Source organism: Actinomadura sp. BRA 177 (assembly GCF_013372625.1).
Lineage (GTDB): Bacteria > Actinomycetota > Actinomycetes > Streptosporangiales > Streptosporangiaceae > Spirillospora.
On record NZ_JABXFD010000311.1, the window covers coordinates 1 to 8,061 of the forward strand.

Below are 8,061 nucleotides of genomic sequence, written 5' to 3' on the forward strand. Positions count from 1 at the left end.
GCACTCCACCGTCTCCAGAAACTGCCCCGCCTGCTGCGCAGCTTCTTCTCCGACCCGCACCTGGCCTACATCACCGGGTGACCGACACGAAACCAGCAAGTCGAGAAACCCAAGATCTTCTTAGATCACCTTGTGGAAGAGTCCGGCGGCGGACGGCGAGACGAGGTTTGCGCAGGAGTCCGCGGCGCCGGCGGATTCACCGAACAGCGTCACGTTCCGTGGGTCCCCGCCGAAGGTCCTCGCGTTGCGTTGCACCCAGCGCAGGGCGGCCTGCTGGTCGAGGAGGCCGTAGTTGCCCGCCTGGTAGCGGCGGTCGGCGCCGGTTTCCAGGCCCGGGTGCGCGAGCCAGCCGAGCGGGCCGAGGCGGTAGTTGATGGTGACGACCACGACGTCGCCGTCCACGGCGAGCTTGGCGGCGTTGTAGGCGCTTCCGCTGCCGGTCGTGTTGCTGCCGCCGTGCACCCAGACCATGACGGGGAGCCGGCGTGCGCGGGCGGGGGTGGTGACGTTCAGGTAGAGGCAGTCTTCGCCGTAGGTCGTCTCGCCGCCGTAGGGCGGGGCGAGTTGCGCGCACTGGCTGCGGGGGGACGTGGCGTCGTACATGCCGTGCCACGGCCGCGCCGGTTGTGGTGGTCTCCAGCGCAGGTTTCCGGTCGGTGGTGCGGCATACGGGATGCCTTGGAAGATCCGGTAACCCGGGTGCGCCTGGCCGCGCACCGGGCCGAGGTCGGTGCGGACGACGGCGGGTGCATGGGACGGACGGGCCTGGGCGACGGCCGGAGCCGCGCCGGCCAGGAGTAGTACGGACGCGAGCAGTGGGATGCCGGTGAGCCTCATCGGGCTTCCTTTCAGCACGACGCTTCTGGCGCCCCCGATTCCCCCAGACCCAAATTAGAACTTGATTCTAGGATGGGATGCAACCCATTGTGCGGGATGACGGCCGATCATCCAGTAAGTGATGGTTGTACTGTCTCGTCCGTGACAACGGGAAACACCGTCCCGCTGGGACGGCGGCTCTGGACGATGCTGGTCGTGCTCGGCTTCGTCGGCCAACTCGCCTGGACCGTCGAGAACATGTACCTGAACGTGTTCGTCTACGACACGATCAGCGGGAACCCCGACGTGATCGCGGCGATGGTGGCGGCGAGCGCGGTGGCGGCGACGCTCGCGACGCTGACGATCGGGGCGCTGTCGGACCGGCTGGGGCGCAGGCGCGCGTTCATCGCCGGCGGCTATGTGGTGTGGGGCCTGTCCACGGCGGCGTTCGGCCTGGTCAGCGCGGACACGGTCGCGGAGGTCGCGCCGTTCGCGGACGCGGTCCTGGTCGCGGTGGTCACCATCGTCGTCCTCGACTGCGTGATGTCGTTCCTCGGGTCCGGCGCGAACGACGCGGCGTTCCAAGCGTGGGTGACGGACGTGACCCGGACGGAGAACCGGGGACGGGTCGAGTCGGTGCTGGCCGTCATGCCGCTGATGTCGATGCTCGTCGTCTTCGGCGCGCTGGACTGGATGACGCGGGACGGCCAGTGGTCGCTGTTCTTCCTCGTCATCGGGCTGATCATCGCGGTGGCCGGAGTCGTCGCGTGGGTGTTCGTCCGGGATCATCCCGTAGAACGGCACGCGGGCGGGTATGTCGGCGCACTCGTGCACGGGCTGCGGCCCTCGGCGGTGCGGGAGAACCCGGGGCTGTATCTCGCGCTCTCGGCGTGGTGCGTGTGGGGCATCTCCACGCAGGTCTTCCTGCCGTATCTGATCATCTACCTGGAGCGGTACCTGAACATCGAGGGGTACGCGCTGGTCCTCGCCGTCGTCCTGACGGGCGCTTCGGCGGTCAGCGTGCTGGCCGGACGGGTCATCGACCGGGTCGGGAAGGCGCGGTTCCTCGTGCCGGCGGTCGCGGTGTACGCGGCCGGGCTGCTGCTGATGCCGCTCGCGCGCGGCATGGTCCCGGTGATCGGCGCCGGGCTCGTCCTGATGTCCGGGTTCATGCTGGTTCTGGCCCCGGTCGGCGCGCTCGTCCGCGACTACACGCCGCCTGGGCGGGCCGGGCACGTGCAGGGGCTCCGGATGGTGTTCGCCATCCTCATCCCCATGATGGTGGGGCCGTGGCTCGGCGCCGCCGTCATCAAGGGCGCGGACGAGCGCTACGAGGACCTCGGCGTGCTCAAGCACGTCCCGACGCCGACGATCTTCCTGGCGGCGGCTGCCGTGCTGGTGCTGATCGTGCCACCGGTGCTGGCGCTGCGCCGCCGGGACGCGAGGACGAAGGAGGCCGTCTGATGCCCACCAAGTGGGGCAAGGCACTCGATCCGGACACGGTGTTGCCGGAGTATCCGAGGCCGCAACTCGTCCGTGACAGCTACCTCAACCTCAACGGACGCTGGGAGTACGCGTTCGCGGACGAGGAGCCGGCCGAATACGACGGCGAGATCATCGTGCCGTTCTCGCCCGAGTCGGAACTGTCGGGCGTCGGCCGGCAACTCCGCCCGGACGAGACGCTCTGGTACCGACGGACCGTCCAGATACCGGACGGTTTCCACCAGCAGGACCACCGCGTCCTGCTGCACTTCGGCGCCGTCGACCAGACCTGCCGCGTGACGGTCAACGGACGGGAGGCGGGACGGCACGAAGGCGGCTACCTCCCCTTCAGCTTCGACATCACCGACCTCCTGGAGGACGGCACCGGAACCCTCGTCGTCGAGGTTCAGGACCCGTCCGACACTGGCGACCGCGGCTGGGGAAAGCAGAAACTCAAGCGCGGCGGAATCTGGTACACGGCCCAGTCCGGCATCTGGCAGACGGTGTGGATCGAGTGCGTCCCCGAGGTGCACGTCGAGCGGCTCACACTCGTCCCGCACCTGGACGAAGAATGCGTCGAGGTAACCGTCCACGCGACCAGCAACGCACCAGCCCGTATCGACGTACGCGCGAACAACGAGGTCATCGCACACGCCGAAACAACGGCCAACGAACCCACCCGAATACCCATTGCGGACGTTCGCCGGTGGAGCCCCGAAGACCCCTTCCTCTACGACATCACCGTCGAACTCGGCGGAGACCGAATCGAAAGCTACGTCGGGATGCGCTCCTTCGGCATCGGACCCGACGAGAACGGCGCCCCACGGCTACTGCTCAACGGCCGTCCGTATTTCCACGCCGGTGTCCTCGACCAGGGCTACTGGTCGGACGGCATGTACACGGCCCCGTCCGACGAGGCGCTGGTGCACGACATCGCCACCATGAAGCGCCTCGGATTCACCATGCTCCGCAAGCACATCAAGGTGGAGCCGAGCCGCTGGTACTACCACTGCGACCGGCTGGGCATCCTCGTCTGGCAGGACATGGTGAACGGCGGCGGCCCCTACCGTCCGGAAGTCATCACAGCGCCGGCCGTATCCCCGCTACGCCTGGACGACACGAAACACAAGCGATTCGGACGTGCCGACGCAGCCTCCCGCGAACGTTTCCGCGAAGAAATGCGGGACACGATCGAGCATCTGCGCAACGTGGTGAGCATCGCCGTCTGGGTGCCGTTCAACGAGGGCTGGGGGCAGTTCGACGCGGCGGACATCGCCGGCGAGGTCAAAAGGCTCGACCCGACGCGGACCGTCGACCACGCCAGCGGATGGCACGACCAGAAGGCCGGTGACCTGCGCAGCCTGCACGTCTATTTCCGGAGTTTCCGGGTGCCCCGCCGCCGGGACCCTCGCGTCCTCGTCCTGTCCGAATACGGCGGATACAACCTGCGGATCGACGGCCACGCCTTCAACGACAAGGACTTCGGCTACAAGCGCTACGACTCCCCCGGCCGCCTCGGCGCCGCGTTCGCGCGGCTGCACGCGCGGCAGATCGTCCCGGCGATCCCACGCGGCCTCAGCGCGACCGTCTACACCCAGCTCTCGGACGTGGAGGACGAACTCAACGGCCTCCTCACCTACGACCGCGAAGTCTGCAAACTCCCGGAGGGCCTGGTCCGTGCGGTGAACGCGCGCCTCACCAGCGCTGTCGGGCCTCCTCCGCCCACCCGGTGAGCCCGTCGAAATCGATCCACGAGCCGTCGACTTCGACACGCCCGCTGAAATGCCCGAAGCACTGGTGCGTCTCAGTCCCGACCACACCCAACTCGGTCCGCGAGACCTTCTCATGGAACGGACGGAACTCGACCTCCACCCGCTTCCCGCTGATCGTCCAAGGACGCAGCCAGTCGGACGGGTCATAAGCCCACGCCAGTTCCTCACCGATCTTGTGGAGCCGGCCGTCCACGAAAACGGCGTTCTCGGTCATGCCGGTGCCGTCCGTCCACTTGCCACCGAACTGCAGCGCCAGACCCGGTCCGCTGGCCGCCGCCCAGTTCCATGTCATCCGGTAAGGCCATTTACCACGCCCATGGTCGAGGACCGCGAAGGCACCTTCCCCGATCTCGTACTCTCCCGAAGGCAGCGTCAGCCGTCCAGCCACCGGCCGCCCGACGTCCTTCACCGTGTACTGGAAACGCCGAGGCCCCCACGGGATCACCACACCGAGCGACTCGTGCCCGTCCGGCAGCGGAACTTCCACGTCAAGATCGACCACACCGGGCGCCAGGGCGCGCACCCGCGACCCCGACGGCCCCTGCCGGACACCGACCGCCACTCCCCCGCCCCGCACGGACGCCTCGCCCGCACCGCTCCGGTCGGGGAACACGGCGCCGCGCGCGAACGGCACCACCGCGTCCCTCGCCGACTCCTCGCCGGTCTCGCGGTCCAGCACCCACACGCCGTGCACCCCGGCGTAGTCGAGCGACGACGCCACCAGCCCGATGATGTGCCGGGGCGTGACGATGCCCCAGTACTCCCACCGCTTCACCCGCCCCCACCCGCGCAGGTTCGACCGGTGCAGCGGCCGCCGCGTCCACCCGACCGCGTCGGGGTTGAGCCGTCCGTCCGGCAGGCACAGGTCGACGGGTTCGGTGATCTCGCGCTCGTGCGTCCCCATCCCGCGAGCCTACTGACCGGCCGCCAGGAACTCCGCGGCGGTTCAGGGGCAGGACACGCGTCGTTTAAATAAGTCCATACCTTGGCCAGAGTTTCTCTGGTGCCGGTCCGGTCGATCTTCCCAAGGTGATCATTGAACCGCCCTGGAGCGCCGCGGAGCACGATCGCGCGCTCGACCGGCTCGCGGCGCGGGAGAACTTCCCGGTGGCGGCGCGGCTGCTGCCCGCCCGGCACCGCGCCGACCTGCGGGCCGTCTACGGTTTCGCGCGGCTCGTCGACGACATCGGCGACGAGGCGCCGCCGGAGCAGCGGCCCAAGCTGCTCGGCCTCGTGGACGACGACCTGGACCGGGTGTTCGCCGGCCGGACGCCGAACCTGCCGCAGTTAAGACGGCTGGCGGGGACGGTGCACGCGCACCGGATCCCGGAGGCGCCGTTCCGCGACCTCGTCCTGGCCAACCGGCAGGACCAGGTCGTCCACCGGTACGAGACGTTCGATGAGCTGACCGGCTACTGCGCGCTGTCGGCCGCGCCCGTGGGACGCATCGTGCTGCACCTGTTCCGCGCGCACCGGGCGGGCCTGGTCGCCGCGTCCGACGACGTGTGCACGGCGCTGCAGATCATCGAGCACTGCCAGGACGCCGGGCAGGACTACCGGGACGGGCGCATCTACCTGCCCGGCGAGGACCTGCGCCGGTTCGGCTGCGCCGAGGACGACCTCGCGCGCCCGAGCACGCCGACGCGGCTGCGCGGCGTGCTGGCGCTGGAGGCGGGCCGCGCCGCCGACCTGCTGGACCGCGGCACCGCGCCGCTCATGGCCGGGCTGACCGGATGGGCGCGGATCGCGGTCGCGGGCTACGTGGCCGGAGGACGCGCGGCGCTCTCGGCCCTGGCGCGCGGACGCTACGACGTCCTCGCCCGCCGGCTGCGCCCGCGCCACGCCACGCTCCCGGCGCGCTGGGCGCGCACGCTCAAGGAAGGACGGCGATGACGGTGTTGCCGAGGGGACGCGCACGAGCGCAGGGACGCCCCGCCCTTGAGGGGGGTGTCCGATGACGGTTTCGGAGGCGTGCGAGCGGTCCGAGCGGGTGGTCGAGGCGTACCGGCACTGCGAGCGGGTGGTGCGCGAGGAGGCCCGGAACTTCTCCTACGGGATACGGCTGATGCCGGCGCCGAAGCGGCGGGCGATGAGCGCGATCTACGCGTTCGCGCGTGGCATCGACGACATCGGGGACGGCCCGGAGCCGGCGTGCGTGCGGCTCGACCTGCTGGACCGGTCGCGGCAGCGGCTGCTGACCGTGCAGGAGGTGCTGCGGCGCCGGACGGACGTCCGGGCGCTGGAGGGGCATCCGGTGCTGACCGCGCTGGCGGACGCGGCGGGCCGCTACCCGATCCCCCTGGAGGCGTTCGACGAGCTGATCGACGGCTGCGAGAACGATGTGCGGGGCGCCGAGTACGAGACGTTCGACGACCTGCTGCGGTACTGCCAGCGGGTCGCCGGGACGGTCGGCCGGCTGTCGCTCGGGGTGTTCGGGTCGGACGGCCGGCAGCGCGCGGAGGGCCTCGCCGACTCGCTCGGCGTCGCGCTGCAGCTCACCAACATCCTGCGCGACCTGCGCGAGGACCGGCTGGCGGGCCGCACCTACATCCCGCGCGAGGACCTGGACCGGTTCGGCTGCACCCTGGAGCTGGACGAGTCGGGCACGTTCATCGACCCGCCGTGGCGGCTGAACAAGCTCGTCGGCTTCCAGGCGGAGCGGGCCCGCGCCTGGTACGCGGAGGGGCTGCGGCTGCTGCCGCTGCTGGACCGGCGCAGCGCCGCGTGCACGGCGGCGATGGCGGGCATCTACCGGCGGCTGCTGGAGACGATCGCGGCGCAGCCGTCGAGCGCGGTGAACGGCCGTGTTTCCCTGCCGACCTGGCAGAAGGCCGTGGTCGCGGCGCGCGCGCTGTCGGGGGTGGAGCGGTGAGCGTGGTGGTCGTGGGCGGCGGGCTCGCGGGCATCAGCGCCGCCATCGCGCTGCAGGAGTCGGGCGTGCCGGTGACACTCGTGGAGTCCCGGCCGTGGCTGGGCGGCGCGACGCACTCGTTCGTCCGGGGCGAGCTGAGCGTCGACAACGGTCAGCACGTGTTCCTGCGGTGCTGCTCGGCGTACCAGGGGCTGCTGCGCAGGCTCCGCGCCGACCACCTGGTGGAGGTGCAGGACCGGTTCGACGTCACCGTCCTGCGGCCGGGCGCGAATGCGGCGCGGCTTCGGCGGGCGGCCCTGCCGAGCCCGCTCCACCTGCTGCCGGCGCTGGCCCGCTACGCGCCGCTGGCCCCCGGCGACCGGCTCCGCGCGATGCGCACCGCGGCCGGGCTGGGCCGGCTCGACCCCGCCGATCCCGTCCTCGACACGATGTCGGCCGGGACGTGGCTCGCCGAGCGCGGGCAGCGGACGTGGGCGCGGCAGGCGCTGTGGGGGCTGTTCATCACCGCCGCGCTGAACGCCGAGGTGGACGACGCGGCGCTCGGGCTGTCCGCGATGGTCTGCAAGCGGGCGCTGCTGGGGCGCGCGAACGCCGCCGACATCGGGGTTCCGCTCGTCCCGCTGGAGGAGCTGCACGGCGGCCCGGCGCTGCGCCGCATCGCGGAGATGGGCGGGACCGTCCGGCTGAAGGCGAAGGTCGAGGCCGTGACCACCGACCCGAAGGTGGTGGTGGACGGGGTGCCGATGGCCGCCGACGCGGTGATCATGGCGGTGCCGCACGAGGCGGCGGCGCGGCTGCTGCCCGCGCAGGCGCTGCCGGACCCGCTGCGCTGGCCCGAGCTGGACGCCAGCCCGATCGTGAACGTGCACGTCGTCTACGACCGCAAGGTGCTGGACGCGCCGTTCGCCGCCGCCGTCGCCTCGCCCGTCCAGTGGGTGTTCGACCGGACGGCGGTGAGCGGGCTGCGCCGCGGCCAGTACCTGGCGGTGTCGCTGTCGGCCGCCGACCGGTGGATCGACATGCCGACCGCCGAGCTGCGCGCCCGGTTCGTCCCGGAGCTGCGGCGGCTGCTGCCCGCCGCGCGGGGCGCCGCCGTCCGGGAGCTGTTCGTGACGCGGC

7 protein-coding genes are annotated in these 8,061 nt (G+C 71.0%); 5 read left to right on the top strand and 2 right to left on the bottom strand.

What is annotated here, in order from left to right:
* Positions 1–120: 120 nt before the first annotated feature.
* Positions 121–837: a carboxylesterase family protein gene (locus HUX53_RS15450; protein WP_176403889.1), complete on the bottom strand. Its 717-nt coding sequence runs from the start codon at positions 835–837 to the stop codon at positions 121–123.
* Positions 838–978: 141 nt separating this feature from the next.
* Between HUX53_RS15450 and HUX53_RS15455 the strand changes: the two genes are divergently transcribed.
* Together HUX53_RS15455 and HUX53_RS15460 are read left to right on the top strand one after the other, a co-directional pair.
* Positions 979–2,280 (top strand): MFS transporter, encoded by a 1,302-nt coding sequence (locus HUX53_RS15455; RefSeq protein WP_309237243.1) that lies wholly within the window; start codon positions 979–981, stop codon positions 2,278–2,280.
* Positions 2,280–4,031, top strand: a complete 1,752-nt coding sequence (locus HUX53_RS15460; protein WP_176403891.1) for a glycoside hydrolase family 2 protein — start codon at positions 2,280–2,282, stop codon at positions 4,029–4,031. Before HUX53_RS15455 ends, HUX53_RS15460 begins: the two co-directional genes overlap by 1 nt.
* Here the strand turns inward: HUX53_RS15460 and HUX53_RS15465 are convergent.
* Positions 3,994–4,974, bottom strand: coding sequence for a DUF2804 domain-containing protein (locus HUX53_RS15465; protein ID WP_176403892.1), 981 nt, complete (start codon positions 4,972–4,974; stop codon positions 3,994–3,996). The two genes, HUX53_RS15460 and HUX53_RS15465, sit on opposite strands and share 38 nt — an antisense overlap.
* A gap of 125 nt (positions 4,975–5,099) precedes the next feature.
* On the opposite strand from HUX53_RS15465, the gene hpnC reads away from it, so the two are divergent.
* From hpnC to hpnE, 3 genes are all read left to right on the top strand, one after another.
* On the top strand, positions 5,100–5,963 hold the full coding sequence (gene hpnC, locus HUX53_RS15470) for a squalene synthase HpnC (protein ID WP_176403893.1): 864 nt from the start codon (positions 5,100–5,102) through the stop codon (positions 5,961–5,963).
* A gap of 61 nt (positions 5,964–6,024) precedes the next feature.
* Complete coding sequence (locus HUX53_RS15475; protein ID WP_176403894.1) at positions 6,025–6,942, top strand: squalene/phytoene synthase family protein; 918 nt, start codon at positions 6,025–6,027, stop codon at positions 6,940–6,942.
* The coding region (gene hpnE / locus HUX53_RS15480; protein ID WP_309237244.1) for a hydroxysqualene dehydroxylase HpnE at positions 6,939–8,061 on the top strand (1,123 nt) is incomplete at its 3' end. The genes HUX53_RS15475 and hpnE, both read left to right, overlap by 4 nt.

Excerpts from the sequence above, each read along its gene's own strand:
- HUX53_RS15475 (WP_176403894.1), top strand. The coding sequence starts at position 6,025 with ATGACGGTTTCGGAGGCGTGCGAGCGGTCCGAGCGGGTGGTCGAGGCG.
- HUX53_RS15465 (WP_176403892.1), bottom strand. The coding sequence starts at position 4,974 with ATGGGGACGCACGAGCGCGAGATCACCGAACCCGTCGACCTGTGCCTG.
- HUX53_RS15460 (WP_176403891.1), top strand. The coding sequence starts at position 2,280 with ATGCCCACCAAGTGGGGCAAGGCACTCGATCCGGACACGGTGTTGCCG.
- HUX53_RS15450 (WP_176403889.1), bottom strand. The coding sequence starts at position 837 with ATGAGGCTCACCGGCATCCCACTGCTCGCGTCCGTACTACTCCTGGCC.